The organism is Nocardia sp. NBC_01499, from assembly GCF_045040275.1.
GTDB lineage: Bacteria > Actinomycetota > Actinomycetes > Mycobacteriales > Mycobacteriaceae > Nocardia.
The window spans coordinates 6,505,970-6,524,673 of record NZ_CP109426.1; the positions used below are offsets into that span (position 1 = coordinate 6,505,970).

The following is an 18,704-nucleotide window of genomic DNA, read 5'->3' on the forward strand; positions in this document are numbered from 1 at the left end:
TTGGACCGGCTGGATTTCGGCGGAAACGGCGAAGCTGGTGGCGAACGGGCGCACGCTGGTTCGGACTACTTCCCGCTGTCTCCTGCGCAGCTGGGCATCTGGTACGCGCAGCATGTCGACCCGCAGGTGCCGGTCAACATCGCGCAGTACGTCGACCTGCACGGTGAGCTCGATGTCGAGGTACTGGAACAGGCGAGCATCGACGCCTCGCACGAGCTCGGTTCGGGCTTCCTGCGCATCATCGAACGCGACGGCGAGCCGTTGCAGTTCATCGATCACAGCATCGCCGACTACGACAAGGTCACCTATGTAGACCTGCGCGCCGAGGCCGATCCGGCCGCGGCCGCGATGGCGTGGATGCGCGCCGAGTACAGCCGCCCGATCGATCTGACGACCGACCGCCTGATCACGATCGCCGCGCTGCAACTGGCCGACGACCACTGGTACTGGTACTCGCGGGCACACCACATCGCGCTCGACGGCTTCGGCGCGATGACCAACCTGAACCGGATCGCCGAGCTGTACACCTCGTACGCCACCGGCACCGAACCCGCCGTGTCCAAGGCCACCGACCTGCACACGCTCTACGAGCAGGAAATCTCCTACCGCGAGAGCAAGCGCTTCGGCACCGACAAGGAGTACTGGGCCGAGCGGGTCGCCGGGCTGGAGGAGGGCACCAGCCTGACCGGCCGGTCCGCCCCGCCGGCCGCGATCAATGGGATCGCGAGCGCGGCACTGTCCGACGATCAGAACACGCTGCTGGATACGGCTGTGCGGCGCCATGATTCGTCGCCCGCCGGGTTGCTGCTCGCCGCGTTCGCGGGTTATCTGGCGCAGTGGAACGGCGTCGAGGACGTCATCCTGAGCCTGCCGGTGACCGCGCGCACCACCGCGGCGATGCGTCGCTCGGGCGGTGTCTCGTCGAACATCGTGCCGCTGCGGCTGCACGTCGGCCACGGCACGACCGTCAGCGAACTGCTCAAGCAGGTGACGGTCGAGGTGTCCGGCGCGCTGCGGCACCAGCGGTACCGGCACGAGGACATCCGCCGCGACGCGGCCGGTGACGGCGTGGTGACCACCGAGTTCTTCGGCCCGTGGGTCAACATCATGCTGTTCCACGACGAGCTGGTGATGGGCCCGATGGTCGGCCAGCTGCACGTGCTGTCCACCGGCAGCATCGAGGATCTCGGCGTCAACTTCTACCAGTCGGTCGCCGGCACCCGCTCGCACATCGACTTCGAGACCAACCCGAACCTCTACACCGAGGACGAAGCGCAGCGCCATCATTCGCGCTTCCTCGAGTTCTTCGACCGGTTCCTCGCGGCCGAGGACGACGCCGCGATCTGGGCGCTCGACGTCACGACGGCAGCCGAGCGTGAGCGCACGCTGCTGGAGTGGAACGACTCCGACCAGGACGTGCCAGACACCACCCTGTCGGCGCTGCTCGATGCGCAGATGTCGTTGTCGCCGAACAATATCGCGCTCGATTTCGAGGGTGCGACTCTTACCTACGCGGAGTTCGACGCGCGGGTCAACCGGCTGGCCCGGTACTTGATCGCGGACGGTGTCGGCCCGGAATCGCTTGTCGCGCTGGGTATGCGGCGGTCGTTGGAGCTGGTCATCGGCATGCACGCGGTGCTGAAGGCCGGTGGCGCGTATGTGCCGATCGATCCGGATCATCCGGCCGATCGCACCGCCTACATCCTCGACAGCGCGGCACCGGTCTGTGTGTTGACGTTGTCGGCCGATGAGCTGGAACTGCCGGAGTCGGTGCGGCAGGTGCGTATCGACACCCTGGACGTGTCGGCGTACTCCGCCGATCCGGTGACCGACGCGGATCGGGTCGCGCCGCTGCGGCCGGACAACACCGCCTACGTCATCTACACCTCGGGTTCGACCGGACGCCCCAAGGGTGTCGCGGTCACTCATCACGCGATCGTCAACCAGCAGCTGTGGATGCTCGACGAGTACCGGCTCACCGCGGACGACGTGTATCTGCAGAAGACCGCGACCACGTTCGATGTGTCGCTGTGGGGTTATTTCCTGCCGCTGCTGGTCGGCGCGAAGCTGGTCATCGCCGCGCCCGACGGGCACCGTGATCCGTTGTATGTCGCGGACATGATCGAGCGGCACGGGGTCACCGTGACCGACTTCGTGCCGTCCATGCTGACGGTGTTCGTCTCGCATGCGACCCAGGCCCAATGTGCCACGCTGCGTGCCGTTTTCGTGATCGGTGAGGCGCTGCCGCCGGAGACCGCCGCCGGTTTCCGCGCGATCACCACCGCCGGTCTGCACAACCTGTACGGCCCCACCGAGGCCGCGGTCTCGGTGACCTATTGGGAGGCGACCGCCGCCGACACGGTGACTGTGCCGATCGGTATCCCGGAGTGGAATGTCGCGGTCTACGTGCTGGATTCGCGGCTGCGACCGGCCGCGATCGGCGCACCGGGTGAGCTCTACCTCGGTGGCCGTCAGCTGGCCCGCGGCTATCGCGGCCGCCCGGATCTGAGCGCGGATCGTTTCGTCGCGAACCCGTTGTCGGACAACGGCGAACGCATGTACCGCACCGGTGACCTGGTGCGCTGGAACGACGCGGGCACGCTGGAATACATCGGCCGCACCGACTTCCAGGTGAAGTTCCGCGGTCAGCGCATCGAGCTCGGCGAGATCGAGACCGATCTGCTCGCCCACCCCGCGGTCAGCCAGGCTGTGGTGCTGGTGATGGACACCGCCACCGGTCAGCAGCTGGTGGCGTATGTGGTTCCCGCGCCGGGCCATTCGGTCGATCCGACCGAGTTGACCAGGTTCGCGGCCGAGAAGCTGCCGAACTACATGGTGCCCGCCTCGATCATGGTGCTGGACGCCTTCCCGCTCAACACCTCCGGCAAGCTGGACCGAAAGGCCTTGCCGGAGCCGGTGTTCAGCGTGGACGCGACGAGCTTCCGTGCCCCGCGTACCCAGGCCGAGCAGATCGTGGCCGGGATCTTCGCCGATGTACTGAGCCAGGACCGCATCGGTATCGACGACAACTTCTTCGACCTCGGCGGTAACTCCCTGGTAGCGACCCAGGTGGTCGCGCGGATCGGCGTGGCGTTCGGCACCCAGATCGGGGTGCGCGCGCTGTTCGAGTCCCCGACCGTGGCCGGAATCGCCGCGCGCGCGGAGAACGCGAGCCCGGCCGAGGGGGCCAGGCCGCCGCTGGTGGCCCAGCAGCTGCCCGAACGGGTGCCGCTGTCGCTGTCGCAGCAGCGGATGTGGTTCATCAACCAGTTCGACTCGACCGTGCCCGCCTACAACCTTCCGTTCGTGGTGCGGTTGCGCGGACAGGTCGACCTCGACGCGTTGCAGGACGCGCTTACCGATGTGGTCGCGCGCCAGCAATCGCTGCGCACGATCTTCCCCGAGTCCGGCGACGGCGGCTACCAGCAGGTGCTCCCGGTCGACCAGGTCGATCTCGGTATCGCGATCGAGCCGATCGACGAAGCCGAACTGCACGCTGTGTTGACCGCGTTCGCGTCCACCGGGTTCGATGTCTCGCGCGAGCTGCCGATCCGGGTCCGGGTCTACGCGGTGACCGGCGGCAACGACAACGGCACCGCCGATTACGCGGTCGCGTTCGTCGTGCATCACATCGCCGCGGACGGCTTCTCGTTCGGTCCGCTGGCCCGCGACGTCGCCGCCGCCTACCTCGCGCGTGCCGCGGGGCAGGCACCCAGCTGGGCGCCGCTGCCGGTGCAGTACCAGGACTTCAGCGTCTGGCAGCGCGAGCTGCTCGGCGCCGAAGCCGACCCCGGTTCGATGGCGGCCCGCGAAATCGCCTACTGGCGTAGGGCATTGGCCGGGCTGCCCGATCAGCTCGACCTGCCCGCGGATCGCCCGCGCCCGCCGGTGCAGAGCTTCACCGGCGGCCGGGTCAGCTTCGACATCGATGCCGAACTGCACCAGCGGCTTTCGGCGTTGGCGCGGGCCCAGGGCGTCAGCCTGTTCATGGTCATGCACGCCTCGCTGGCCGTGCTGCTCGCCCGCCTGTCCGGCACCAACGACATCGCCATCGGCACCCCGGTCGCCGGGCGTGGCGAACAGGCACTCGACGACCTGATCGGCATGTTCGTCAACACCCTGGTGCTGCGCTCGGAGGTCGACGGCAGCGAGCCGTTCACCGAGTTCCTCACCCGCACCAGGGAAACCGACCTGGCCGCGTTCGCCTTCGCCGACGTGCCGTTCGAACGTCTCGTCGAGGTGCTCAACCCGACCCGCTCCCAAGCACGCCACCCGCTGTTCCAGGTGATGCTGTCGTTCCAGGAAATGTCGCACGCGACACTGGAATTGCCGGGCCTGTCGGTCACCGCCGACGAACTCGACGTCGACATCGCCAAGTTCGACCTGCAGTGGACCGTCACCGAAGAGCGTGGCGCCCAAGGCGAACCAGCGGGCATGGCCGCGGTGGTCTCCTTCGCCACCGATCTGTTCGACGCCGCGACCGTCGCCGAATTCGGCCGCCGCTACCTGCGCGTCCTCGAAACCGCGGTCACCACACCACAGACCGCGATCCGCGACATCGACATCCTCGATGACGACGAACGCACACTCGTCCTCACCGGCTGGAACCAAACCACCCACGAGCTGCCCGCCGCGACCATCCTCGACCTGTTCCAGGAACAGGTGCGGCTGCGGCCCGACGACATCGCCGTCCTGTTCGACGGCGGCACCCGCAGCGCGGGCGAATTCGGCCCGCAGGTACAGCTGAGCTATGCCGAATTCTCGGCACGCGTGAATCGCTTGGCGCGCAAGCTGATCGCCGAGGGCGTCGGCCCGGAATCGTTGGTCGCCGTCGGCATCCGCCGCTCGGTGGACATGCTGATCGCCATCTACGCCACCATGACCGCTGGCGGCGGCTACGTGCCGATCGACCCCGACCATCCGGCCGAACGCACCGATTACGTGCTGGCGAACTCGGCGCCGGTGTGCGTGCTGACCACCCTGTCCGACGACGTCAAGTCCGACGACTGCCCCGTGATCGCCGTCGACACACTGGATTTGAGCGAATTCGGCGACGAGCCGGTCACCGACGCCGAACGCCGCGCACCGCTGCGCCCGGCGAACACCGCGTACGTGCTCTACACCTCCGGCTCCACCGGACGGCCGAAGGGCGTGGCGGTCAGTCACGCCAGCGTGCTCAACCAGGTCGCCTGGATCACCGGCGAATACCGCATCGGCCCGGCCGATGTGGTGCTGCAGAAGACGCCGGTCACCTTCGACGTGTCGGTGTGGGAGTTGTTCGGCACCTTGACCGTTGGTGCCAGGATGCTCATCGCCGCGCCCGACGGGCACCGCGATCCGATGTACCTCTCGGAGATCATCGGACGGCACCAGGTCACCATGACCTCGTTCGTGCCGTCGATGCTCTCGGTATTCGCCGGAGCCGCGTCTACCGCCGAATGTGCTTCGCTGCGTGCGGTTCTCGTCGCCGGTGAGGCACTGCCGCCGGCCACCGTCGCCGCGTTCCGGCAGTTCTCGACCGCCGCGATGCACAACCTGTACGGGCCAACCGAATTCACCGTGCACGCCACCGCCTGGCACCTCAACGAGGTCGCACCCACCTCGGTGCCGATCGGGCGCCCGGTGTGGAACGCGCAGGCCTACGTGCTCGACGAGGGTCTCGACCCGGTCCCCGTCGGCGTTCCCGGCGAGCTGTACATGGGCGGCGTGCAGACCGCCCGCGGTTACCACGGCCGCCCGGACCTGAGCGCGGAACGTTTCGTCGCCAACCCGTTCGGCGCGCCGGGCACCCGCCTCTACCGCACCGGCGACCTGGTCCGCTGGGTCGAGCCGCACGACCCCGAGGTCGGCGCCGCCGGCGTGCTGGAGTACATCGGCCGCACCGACTTCCAGGTGAAGTTCCGTGGCCAGCGCATCGAGCTCGGCGAGATCGAGGCCGCGCTGCTCGACCACCCGGCCGTCACCCAGGCGGTCGTGCTCGTCCTCGACACCGTCGCGGGCGATCAGCTCGTCTCCTATGTGGTGACCCCGGCGGGCCCGGTCGACATCGACAACATCAAGAACGCCCTGCATCGCACGCTGCCCGCCTACATGGTGCCGTCGGCGGTCGTGGTGCTCGAGGCGTTCCCGCTCAACCCGTCCGGCAAGCTGGACCGCAAGGCGCTGCCCGCGCCGGTGTTCGAGGTGCGCGAATTCCGTGCGCCGACAACGCCGATCGAGGAGATCGTCGCGCAGATCTTCGGCGAGGTGCTCGGGGTCAACCGGGTCGGCGTCGACGACGACTTCTTCGAACTCGGCGGCAACTCGCTGATCGCGACCCAGGTCGCCTCGCGCCTCGGTATCGCGCTCGATACCAGGGTTCCGGTGCGCATGCTGTTCGAGGCCTCTACCGTCGCCGCGCTCGCGGCCAGGGTGGAGTCGCACGCCGGTGACGGTGCCCGCAAGGCGCTGGTGGCTCGCGTCCGTCCCGAGGAAGTGCCGCTTTCGCTTGCGCAGCAACGGATGTGGTTCCTCAACCGGTTCGATACCGCGTCGGCGGTCAACAACATCCCGGTCGCCATCCGGCTGTCCGGCGACCTCGACGTGGCCGCGCTGCAGGTCGCGGTCATCGACGTGATCGACCGGCACGAGTCGCTGCGCACCGTGTTCCCGGAGACCAAGACCGGGCCCGTGCAGGTGGTGCTGGACGCGGCGCAGATCGTGCCCGACCTGACGCCGATTCCGGTGACCGAGCACAACCTGATCGACCACCTGGTCCAGCTCGCCTCGATGGCGTTCGACGTGACCAACGAAGTGCCCTTGCACGCAAGGCTTTTCGAGATCAGCGAGACCGAGTACGTGCTCGGCATGGTGGTGCACCACATCTCCGCCGACGGCTGGTCGATGGGCCCGCTCGCCCGCGACGTGATGGTGGCCTACGCCGCCCGCACCTCGTGGGAGGCGCCGGCCTGGTCGGCGCTTCCCGTCCAGTACGCGGACTACGCGCTGTGGCAGCGCGAGGTACTCGGCTCCGAGGACGACCCGAGTTCGTTGATCGCCAACCAGATTCGGTACTGGACCCGCGCACTCGCCGATCTGCCCGACGAATTGGTGCTGCCCTCGGATCGGCCGCGGCCCGCGGCGGCGTCCTATCGCGGCGGCACCTACCCGTTCGTGATCTCCGGCGAGACCCAGCGCGCGCTGGTCGATCTGGGCCGCAGGCACAATGCCTCGCTGTTCATGGTCATGCACAGCGCGCTGGCCGTGCTGCTCGCCCGCGCCAGTGGCACCGGCGACATCGCCATCGGCACGCCGGTGGCCGGTCGCGGTGAGGCCGCGCTGGACGACCTGATCGGCATGTTCGTCAACACGCTCGTGCTGCGCACCGAGGTGGACGGCGCGGCAAGCTTCGCGGACCTGCTCGCGCAGGCCAGGGAGACGGACCTGCACGCGTTCGCGCACGCGGACGTGCCGTTCGAGCGGCTCGTCGAGGTGCTCAACCCGGCCCGCTCGCAGGCGCGGCATCCGCTGTTCCAGGTGATGCTGACCTTCCAGAACACCAGGCAGGCCAGCCTGGAGCTGCCAGGACTCTCGGTGAACGGCGTCGACTACGACGCCCGCCTCGCCAAGTTCGACCTGCAGCTGACCCTGCAGGAGACGCAGGACGAGCTGGGCGACGCGGCCGGTATGTCGGCCGAATTCTCCTACGCCGAGGACCTTTTCGACGAGGACACGGTTGCGGCGTTCGCGCGCCGATTCGACCGCGTGCTCGCGGCGGTCACCGCCGACCCGACCGTGCCGATCGGCGATATCGACCTGCTCGCGCCCGAAGAACACGCGCAGGTGCTCGTCGACTGGAACGACACCGGGCATCAGGTGCCCGGCGAAACGCTGGTCTCGCTGTTCGACGCGCAGGCCGCGGCAACGCCGGACGCGGTGGCGCTGCTCTTCGACGAGGAGCGGCTCACCTACCGTGAACTGCAGGTGCGGGCCAACCGGATCGCCAGGCAGCTGATCAAGGCCGGTGTCGGACCGGAATCGCTTGTCGCACTGTCGATCCGCCGCTCCAACGAGCTGGTCATCGCGATGTACGCGGTGCTGCAGACGGGTGCGGCGTACGTGCCGCTCGACCCGGATCAGCCTGCCGACCGGATCAACCACATCGTCGACACCGCGCGCCCGAGGATGATCCTGTACCGGTCCGCGGACGGGTTCGGCATCGACCTGCAGCGTGAGGTCTCGGTCATCGCGATCGAGGGTATCGAGGGTGTGCCAGGCATGGCCACCTCGAGCGGTGCGCCGATCACGGATGCCGAACGCACGCAACCGCTTCGGCCGGGCAACACCGCCTACGTCATCTTCACCTCGGGGTCGACCGGCCGCCCGAAGGGTGTTGCGGTCAGCCATGCCGCGATCGTCAACCGGCTGCTGTGGATGCAGCACGAGTACCCGATCGGGCCCGGCGACGCCGTGCTGCAGAAGACACCGGCCACCTTCGACGTGTCGGTGTGGGAGTTCTTCTGGCCCTTGCAGACCGGCGCGCGACTGGTCGTCGCGAAGCCGGACGGACATCGTGACCCGGTGTACCTGGCGCAGCTCATCGCCGAACAGGGCATCACCACGGCGCATTTCGTGCCGTCGATGATGTCGGTGTTCGTGTCGACCCTCGGCAACGAGAACGGTGACGCGGACGGGTACCCGTCGTCGCGGTTGCGGCAGGTGTTCGCCTCCGGTGAGGCGTTGCCCGCACAGACCGCGACCAGGCTGCGTGAGCTGACCGGCGCGAGCCTGCACAACCTGTACGGCCCGACCGAGGCCGCGGTCGACGTCACGTATCACGCGGTGACGGACGCGGATACGGTCTCGGTGCCGATCGGCAGGCCGGTGTGGAACACCCGGGTCTTCGTGCTCGACGCCAGGCTGCATCCCGTCGCACCGGGTGTCGCGGGTGAGCTCTATCTCGCGGGCGATCAGCTCGCGCTCGGCTATCTCGGTCGCGCGGATCTGACCTCGGATCGATTCGTCGCCAATCCGTACGACGCCGCTGGCGCGCGGATGTACCGCACCGGTGACCTCGTCACCTGGACGGCCGATGGTGAGCTGGAGTACTTGGGCCGCACCGACTTCCAGGTGAAGCTGCGCGGTCTGCGCATCGAGCTCGGCGAGATCGAGGCCGCGCTGCTGACCCAGCCGGGTGTCGCGCAGTCGGTCGTCGTGGTGCGGACCGACGCGCACGCCGGTGATCAGCTGGTGGGTTACGTTGTCGCCGAATCGGATTCGGTCGTCGACACCGACGCGGTCAAGGCCGCGCTCGCCGACCTGCTGCCCACCTACATGATTCCGGCCGCGCTGGTCGTGCTCGACTCCTTCCCGGTGAATGCCAGCGGCAAGCTCGATCGCAGGGCGCTGCCCGCTCCGGTGTTCGAGGCCAAGCGTTTCCGTGCGCCGGCCACCCCGATCGAGGAGATCGTGGCGGAGGTCTTCGCCGACCTGCTCGGGCTCCCGCGCGTCGGCGTCGACGACGACTTCTTCGAGCTCGGCGGCAACTCCCTGGTGGCCACCCAGGTGGTGGCGCGGCTCAGCGCCGCGCTGGACACCGAGGTCGGCGTGCGCGCGCTGTTCGAGGCGCCGACCGTCGCCGCGCTGGCCGCCCGCGTCGAGTCGCGGGCGGGAACCGGTGCGCGCCAGGCGCTTACGGCACAGGTGCGGCCCGAGCACCCGCCGCTGTCGCTGGCACAGCAGCGGATGTGGTTCCTCAACCGCTTCGACGCCGACTCGGCCGCCAACAACATTCCGGCCGCAGTGCGGCTGGAGGGCGCGCTGGACCTGGACGCGCTGCGCGGCGCGGTCGCCGACGTGGTCGCGCGGCACGAATCGCTGCGCACCGTCTACCCGTCGCAGGGCGGCGTCGCCTACCAGCGGGTGCTGCCCGCGACCAGGGCGATCCCGGACCTGGAGGTCTTCCCGGTCGCCGAGGGCCAATTGCTCGGCGCCCTCTACGAATTCGTGGAGCGCGGCTTCGACGTGACGGCCGAGCCGCCGGTGCGGCTGCGCGCCTACCAGCTCGGTTCCGGCGGGCAGGAGCGCAGCGACCCGGGGAGCAACACAGCGGATTACGTGCTGGTTGTCGTGGTGCATCACATCGCGGCGGACGGCTTCTCGATGCGGCCACTGGTCCGCGACCTGATGACCGCCTACGTGGCGCGCACCTCGGCGTCCGAGCCTGGCTGGCCGCCGCTCGCGGTCCAGTACGTGGATTTCGCGCTGTGGCAGCGGAAAACGCTCGGCTCCGAGGACGATCCGACCTCGCTGATCTCCGAGCAGCTCGACTACTGGCGCAACGCGCTCAACGGCCTACCCGACGAACTGCGCCTGGCCGGGCGTCCCCGGCCCGCCGTCGCGTCGTATCAGGCGGGGACACACCGGTTCCGGGTGCCCGCCGAGCTGATCGACGCGCTGAACCGGGTCGCGCACGAGCACGGCACCACACTGTTCATGGTGGTGCACAGCGCCTTCGCGGCACTGCTTGCCCGGCTGAGCGGCTCCGACGACATCGCCATCGGCATCCCGGTGGCGGGTCGTGGCGAGCAGGCCCTCGACGACCTGGTCGGCATGTTCGTCAACACCTTGGTGTTGCGCGCGCAGGTCGACACCGACGCGTCGTTCACCGAGCTGCTCGCGCAGGTCCGTGAGCGCGACCTGCAGGCGTTCGCGCACGCCGACGTGCCGTTCGAGCGCCTCGTCGAGGTGCTCAACCCAGCCCGTTCGCAGGCGCGGCATCCGCTGTTCCAGGTGATGCTGTCGTTCCAGAACCTGGGCCGCGCGTCGCTGGAGCTGCCCGGTCTGCTGGTGTCCGAGCTCGGCATCGACCAGCCGACCGCGAAGTTCGACCTACAGCTGACGCTGAGCGAGGTGCAGGGCACCGAGGCGGCGATGGACGCCGAACTCCTCTACGCCACCGACCTTTTCGACAATGCCTTCGCGAACACCTTCGCCGAGCGCTTCCTTCGCGTGCTCGGTGGCGTCGCCGCCGCACCGACCGCCGCGGTCGGCGATATCGAGCTGCTGGACGTGGCCGAGCGCGAGCTGGTCGTCGAACGGTGGAACGACACGGAATTCCCGGTGGACGCGGCGCTGACCTCACCGGTCGGCGATGCCGCCGCGACGCTGGTGTCGCTGTTCGAGGCGCAGGTCGCGCGGACGCCAGAGGCGCACGCGGTGACGTTCGAGGGGACAAGTCTGTCCTACGCCGAGTTCGCCGGGCGGGTGCACCGGCTGGCGCGCTGGCTGAAGAAGAACGGCGTCGGCCCGGAATCGTATGTCGCCCTTGGTATGCGGCGCTCGATCGATCTCGTCATCGGCATGTACGCGGTGAACGCCGCCGGTGGCGCGTACGTGCCGCTCGATCCGGATCACCCGGCCGAGCGCACCGACTACATCCTGGAGACCGCGCGCCCGGTGTGTGTGCTGACCTCCGGCACCGACCTGGCGTCCACGGCCTCACGGCAGGTGCGCATCGACGAGCTCGACCTCTCCGAGCTCTCGGACGCGCCGCTGACCGACGCGGACCGGCACAAGCCGCTGCGCCCGGCCAACACCGCCTACGTGATCTTCACGTCCGGCTCGACCGGTCGCCCGAAGGGGGTCGCGGTCTCGCACGCGGCCATCGTCAACCGCCTGGTCTGGATGCACGCGGAGTACGGCCTCGCCGCCTACGACGTGGTGCTGCAGAAGACGCCCGCCACCTTCGACGTGTCGGTGTGGGAGTTCTTCTGGCCCTTGCAGGTCGGCGCCCGTCTCGTGGTCGCCAAGCCGGACGGCCACCGCGATCCCGCCTACCTGGCTCGACTGATCATCGAAGAACGCGTCAGCACAGTGCATTTCGTGCCGTCGATGCTCTCGGTCTTCGTCGCCGAGGAGCGCGCGGGCGAATGCGTCAGTCTCCGCAATGTTTTCGCCTCGGGTGAGGCGCTGCCCGCCGTCACCGCGCAGCGCCTGCGCGCGCTGACCGGAGCGAGGCTGCACAACCTGTACGGACCGACCGAGGCCGCCGTCGACGTCACCTTCCACGAGGTGACCGAGGCCGACACCAGCTCGGTGCCGATCGGCGCACCGGTGTTCAACACCCAGGTGTACGTGCTGGATTCGCGGCTGCGGCCGGTTCCGGTCGGCGTGCCCGGCGAGCTGTACCTGGCAGGCGCGCAGCTGGCGCACGGGTATGTGGCGCGCCCTGACCTGACCACCGAACGCTTCATCGCTAACCCGTTCGGCGATGCCCAGCGCATGTACCGCACCGGCGACCTGGTCTCCTGGACCGAAGACGGCGAGCTGGAATACCTGGGCCGCACCGACTTCCAGGTGAAGCTGCGCGGTCTGCGCATCGAGCTCGGCGAGATCGAGAACGCGCTCACCGCACTGGAATCCGTGGCACAGGCGGTCGTGCTGGTGCGCACCGACGAGCGCACCGGCGATCAACTCGTCGCCTACGTGGTCGGAAACCCGGACCGGGCATTGGATGTCGAGTCGGTCAAGGCCGCGCTCGGCGAGCAGCTGCCCGCGTACATGGTGCCCTCGGCCTACGTGGAGCTCGACGAGTTCCCGCTGAACCCCTCCGGCAAGCTCGACCGCAGGGCGCTGCCCGAACCGACGTTCGCGGCCAAGACATTCCGCGCACCGAGCACCCCCGTGCAGGAGATCGTCGCCGACACCTTCGCCGAGGTGCTCGGTGTCGAGCGGGTCGGCCTGGACGACGACTTCTTCGAACTCGGCGGTAACTCCCTGGTCGCCACCCAGGTGGCGGCCCGACTCGGCGAGGCGCTCGACACGCAGATCCCGGTGCGCGCGCTGTTCGAGGCGTCGAGTGTCGGCTCGCTCGCCGCGCGCGTGGAATCGGCTGCCGGACAAGGCGGCCGGGCACCGCTGGTGCCGCAGGAGCGCACCGGCCTGGTGCCGCTGTCGCTGGCACAGCAGCGGATGTGGTTCCTCAACCGGTTCGACAACCGCACCGCGGTCAACAACATCCCGGTCGCCATCCGGCTCACCGGCGATCTCGATATCGAGGCGCTCAACGTCGCGATCGCGGACGTGCTGGCCCGCCACGAGGCGCTGCGCACCGTGTACCCCGAGGTGGAAGGCACCGGCTACCAGCGCATCCTGCCCGTCTCGGAGCTGTCGTTCGCGGTAGCCGCCGAGCCGGTGACCGCGGCCGAATTGCCAGCGCGCATCGTCGAATTGGCGAGCTTCCACTTCGACGTGACCCGCGAGATCGCGTTCCGCGCCAGCCTGCTGAGCCTCGACGAGCACAACCACGTCGTGGTGCTGGTCATGCACCACATCAGCGCCGACGGCTTCTCGCTGCGGCCGCTGCTGCGCGATGTGGTGGTCGCCTACAGCGAGCGCACGCGCGGCGAGACACCTTCTTGGGCACCGCTCGAGGTGCAGTACGCCGACTACGCGCTGTGGCAGCGTGACGTGCTCGGCGTCGAACACGATCCGGAATCGGTCGCGGCTCAGCAGCTCGACTACTGGGTCGAGCAACTGCGCGATCTGCCCGATCAGATCGAACTGCCCGCCGACCGGCCGCGCCCGGAGATCGCTTCCAATGCCGGTGGCACGCACGGCTTCTCGATCGATGCCGAACTGCACACCGCGCTGGCCGAGCTGGCCCGCCGCCGCGGGGTCACGCTGTTCATGGTCGTGCACGCCGCGCTGGCCGCGTGGGCGGGCAGGCTGTCCAACAGCACCGATATCGCCATCGGAACGCCGATCGCCGGACGCGGCGAACGCGCGCTCGACGACCTGGTCGGCATGTTCGTCAACACGCTGGTGCTGCGCAGCGAGGTCGATCCCGCCGCGCGGTTCAGCGAACTGCTCGAGCAGGTGCGCCGGACCGACCTGGCCGCCTTCGGCAATGCCGACGTGCCGTTCGAGCGGCTCGTCGATGTCCTGTGGGGGCGGCAAGGTGGCGGAGCCGCCGGGGTGGGTAGGCTCAGCCCAGCCCGCTCGCAGGCACATCACCCGCTGTTCCAGGTCGCGCTGACCTTCGAGGCGGCCTCGGCCGCCGACATGGGCACCGTCGCGCTGCCCGGCCTCGACCTCGACGTCGTCGAATTCGACCCGGGCACCGCCAAGTTCGACGTGCAGCTGACCGTCGGCGAGACCGCCGACGGCGCGCTGGCCATGTCGTGGAACTACGCCACTGAGCTGTTCGATCCGGAGACGGTGGCCTCGTTCGCCGACCGGCTGGTGCGCGTGCTGCACACCATCGCCGAGGATCCCGAGATCGCGGTCGGCGACATCGACCTGCTCGGCGAGTCCGAGCGTCTCGATGTCTCGCAGCGCTGGGTGTCCTCCGGAATGGACGGCGGCGCCGGCGTTTTCGGCGAGCCCGACGCCACCCTCGGCACCGTGTTCGACGCGGCCGTCGCCGAGCACCCGAACCGCGTCGCGGCCCGCTTCGGCGTCGAAACACTGACCTACGCCGAGCTGGACCGGCGCGCGAATGTGCTGGCGCGCAGGCTGATCGCGGACGGTGCCGGGCCCGAGTCGCTGGTCGCGGTGATCCTGCCGCGCTCGCTCGACCTGGTGGTCGCGCTGGTCGCGGTGGTGAAGACCGGTGCGGGCTACGTGCCGGTCGACCCGACCTATCCGGCCGATCGCATCGCCTACGTGCTCGCGGATTCCCAGCCGACCAGCGTGATCCTGGATTCGACGGTCCAGGTGACGGTGCCGGTGGACCTGCCGAGCGTGGTGCTGGACGGCTTCGCCGTGGAAACCGGCAATATCGAGGACGCCGACGACGCCCCGATCACCGACGCGGACCGGAACGCGGCGCTCTCGCCCGATCACGTCGCGTACGTGATCTACACCTCCGGTTCGACCGGCCGCCCGAAGGGTGTCGCGGTCGCGCACCGGAATGTGGTGCGGCTGTTCGCCAATACCGATCGCGACTTCACCTTCGGCCCCGACGACGTGTGGACGCTGTTCCACTCCTACGCCTTCGACTTCTCGGTGTGGGAGCTGTGGGGCCCGCTGCTGTTCGGCGGCACCCTCGTCGTGGTCGACTACTACACCTCGCGTTCGCCCGAGCAGTTCCTGGAACTGCTGCGTGCCGAACGGGTTACGGTCCTGAATCAGACCCCGTCCGCGTTCTACCAACTGGCGGAAGCGGATCGCAACGCCGCACCCGACGCCGCACCGCTTGCCCTGCGCTACGTCGTGTTCGGCGGTGAGGCCCTGGAACTGCGCAGGCTCTCGGATTGGGTTGCCCGCCACGGTGATTCGGCGCCACTGCTGGTCAACATGTACGGCATCACCGAGACCACGGTGCACGTGTCCTACCGCGCGCTGGATGCCGCGACCATCGCCGCCGCCTCCGGCAGCGTGGTCGGCCGGGCCATCGCGGGCCTGCGGGTGTACGTGCTCGACGACCGGCTGCGGCCGGTGCCGGTCGGTGTCGCGGGCGAAATGTATGTCGCCGGACCACAATTGGCCCGCGGCTACCTCGGCCGTCCCGACCTGTCCGCCACCCGATTCGTGGCCAACCCGCTCGGCGGCTCCGATGCGGCGGGCTCGCGCCTGTACCGCTCCGGCGACCTCGCGCGCTGGAACCGCTTCGGCGAGCTCGAATACCTCGGCCGCGCCGACGATCAGGTGAAGGTCCGCGGCTTCCGTATCGAACTCGGCGAGATCGAGTCCGCGATCCTGGCCCAGCCCGGCATCGCCCAGGCGGCGGTCATCGTGCGCGAGGACCAGCCCGGCGATCAGCGGATCGTGGCCTACGTGGTCGCCGAGCCCGACGTCATCCCGGTGCTCGACCGCGTCCGCGACGGGGCCGCCGAGCGGCTGCCGTCGTTCATGGTGCCCTCGGCGCTGGTGCGGCTCGAATGGATTCCGTTGACGGTCAACGGAAAGCTCGATCGGCGCGCGCTGCCCGCGCCCGCCGTGCAGTCCCGCGCCTTCCGCGCACCGGTCACCCCGGTGCAGGAGACCGTGGCCGCGGTGTTCGCCGAGGTGCTCGACCTGCCACGGGTCGGCGTCGACGACGACTTCTTCGACCTCGGCGGCAACTCGCTCGTCGCCACCAGGGTCGTCTCCCGCATCGGTGCCGCGCTCGGCACCACGGTCGCGGTGCGCGCGCTGTTCGAGGCGCCCACCGTCGCCGCCCTTGCCGCGCGGGTGGAATCGCACGCCGACGGTGCCGCGCGGGCCAGGCTGGTCGCCAGGCCGCGCAAGGCCGACGAACTGGTGCCGCTGTCGTTCGCACAGCAGCGCATGTGGTTCCTCAACAAGTACGACACCTCCTCGGCCGCGTACAACCTGCCGATCGCCATCCGCCTGACCGGCGCGCTCGATGTGGCCGCGCTGCGGCTCGCGGTATCCGACGTGGTGCGCAGGCACGAATCGCTGCGCACCCGCTACCCGGAGCACGGTGGCACCCCGGTCCAGGTGATCGTGCCGGCCGAGCAGATCGCGCTCGACCTGCACCCGGTGCAGGTGGATCCGGCCGAACTGACCGCCGTGGTGACCGACTTCGTCACCACCGGATTCGATGTGGCCGAACAGGTTCCGTTGCGCACCAGGCTCTACAGCGCGGGTCCGAACGAGCATGTGCTCGTCGTCGTCGTGCACCACATCGCGGCCGACGGCTTCTCGATGGGACCGCTGACCCGCGACGTGATGCTCGCCTACTCGGCGCGCACCCAGGACAGCGCGCCCGGCTGGGCGCCGCTGGCCGTGCAGTACGCCGACTTCGCGGTCTGGCAGCGCGAAGTCCTTGGTACCGAAGACGATCCGGACTCGCTGATGGCGCGCCAGGTGGCGCACTGGCAGCACGCCCTCGACGGCGTACCGGACGAGCTGACCCTGCCCGCCGACCGGCCGCGTCCGGCGATCGCCTCGTTCCGCGGCGCGACGCTGCACCGCGAGCTGCCCGCAGACCTGATCGCCGCGCTGGAAGACATTGCGCGGCAACGCGGTGCGTCGCTGTTCATGGTGCTGCACGGCGCACTGACGGTGCTGCTGTCGCGGCTGTCCGGCGCGGACGATATCGCGGTCGGCACGCCGATCGCAGGTCGCGGCGAGCAGGCCCTCGACGACCTGGTCGGCATGTTCGTCAACACGCTGGTGCTGCGCACCGGCATCGACGCCGCCGAATCGTTCACCGAACTGGTCGACCGGGTGCGGCGCACCGACCTCGACGCCTACGGCAATGCCGACGTGCCGTTCGAGCGACTGGTGGAACTGCTCGCACCGGAACGCTCACAGGCGCGCAACCCGCTGTTCCAGGTGATGCTCGCGTTCCAGAACCTGGACCGCACCACCCTCGAACTGCCAGGGCTCTCGGTGTCGGCGCTCGATCTCGAGGAGAACGTCGCGCGCTTCGACCTGCAGTTCACGCTGTCGGAGCAGGGCGAACCAGGCACCGCCGGAATGGCTTTGGCGCTCACCTACGCCACCGAGCTGTTCGACGAGTCGACCGCCGCGGAGATCGCGCAGCGCTGGCAACGGGTGCTCGAAGCCATTGCCGCGAACCCGGCCATCGCGGTCGGTCAGATCGACGTCCTCGACGCCGCGGAGCGGGCCGACCTGACCGCCCGCACCGGCCCGCAGGCCACGGTCGCGCGGACGCTGCCGGACCTGATCGCCGAGGCCGCCGCCATCGACCCGACCGCACCCGCGGTCGTGTTCCAGGGGCGCAGTCTGTCCTACGGCGAGCTGGACGAACGCTCGAACCGCTTGGCCCGCTTGCTGATCGAGCGTGGCCTCGGCACCGAGGATCTGGTCGCGGTCGCCGTGCCGCGCTCGGACGACTCCTACTTCGCCGAGTGGGCGGTCGCCAAGTCGGGTGCGGCCTTCGTGCCGATCGACCCGACCTATCCGGCCGACCGCATCGCGCACATGGTCACCGACTCAGGCTCCCCGGTCGGCCTGACCGTGACCTCCGTGCGGGCCGACCTGCCGGACTCGGTCGAATGGCTCGTCCTCGACGAGCTGGAGCTGACCGCTGTCGACGCGGCCGCGATCACCGACGCCGAGCGCGTACGGCCGGTGCGTCCGGAACACCCGGCCTACGTCATCTACACCTCCGGTTCCACCGGCGTCCCCAAGGGCGTCGTGGTCACCCATGCCGGACTCGCCAACTTCCGGGACGAGCAGAACGCCCGCTACGACGTCGACTCGAGCACGCGCGCACTGCATTTCGCGTCGCCGAGCTTCGACGCGTCGATCCTCGAGTTCCTGCTGGCGATCGGCTGCGGCGGCACCCTGGTTGTCTGCCCGCCCGGTGTGTACGGCGGCGACGAGCTGGCCGAGCTGATCCGCGCCGAGCGGGTCACGCACGCGTTCATCACCCCGTCCGTGCTCGCCTCGCTCGACCCGGCCGCGCTGGCCGATATGCGGGTGATCGTGGCCGGCGGCGAGGCGGTCCCGGCCGACCTGGTCACCAAGTGGGGTGGCGCGCCGGACGGTTCGGGGCGGCGCTTCCACAACGGTTACGGTCCGACCGAGACCACGATCATGACCAACATCAGCGACGCGTTGACGCCGGGCGATCTGGTCACCATCGGTGGCCCGACCCGCGGCATGCAGTCGCTGATCCTGGACGCCCAGCTCCGGCCCGTTCCGGTGGGTGTCGCGGGTGACCTCTATCTGTCGGGTATCCAGCTGGCCCGCGGCTACCACGCGCGCGCCGGGCTGTCCGCCGACCGGTTCGTGGCGAATCCGTA

The 18,704-nt window shown here is 69.3% G+C and carries 1 protein-coding gene (cut by a window edge); it reads left to right on the top strand.

The window, feature by feature from the left end:
• Window positions 1–18,704, top strand: partial view of a non-ribosomal peptide synthase/polyketide synthase gene (locus OG203_RS29900; RefSeq protein WP_405160577.1) — the 5' end (the start) only. 24,958 nt of this gene lie beyond the right edge of the window; 18,704 of the gene's 43,662 nt are visible here — the first part of the coding sequence; the start codon lies at window positions 1–3; the stop codon falls past the right edge of the window.